General features: G+C 24.8%; 1 protein-coding gene. It reads left to right on the forward strand.

What is annotated here, in order from left to right; all coding sequences use genetic code 11:
• A partial coding sequence (locus tag CHH91_RS20925) for a hypothetical protein (RefSeq protein WP_217973768.1) occupies window positions 1-191 on the forward strand: 191 nt, incomplete at its 5' end.
• Between the last annotated feature and the right edge of the window lie 164 nt (window positions 192-355).

Genomic DNA, 355 nt, shown 5'->3' on the forward strand with positions numbered 1-355 from the left:
CACATCCATATATTAATAAACTAAAAATACCTTTAAAACTTTTAAAAGATGTTTTCCTAATTATTAAGATAAACAAAGCTATTAAAATACCACTAATTAAGCCTTTAGAGCCACTAGTAATAATAAAAACAAAGAAAAGTATCCACGTTAAAGCTAACATAGCCTTATTTATACTTATTTTCGAGAAATAATACACAGTTACTGAAAAAAATACAACAATTAAAGTTCCAGTATTGCTAGATTCTGTAGTTAATAACCTTATTCTGTTATATAGTTCATTTGAACTGTGAAATGCTGAAAGTAAATTTGGGTTCAGTAACTCAATAATGAGTATTATAAAAAGTGTAAAATAAGT

This window comes from Virgibacillus sp. 7505 (assembly GCF_002272135.1).
GTDB lineage: Bacteria > Bacillota > Bacilli > Bacillales > Amphibacillaceae > Terribacillus.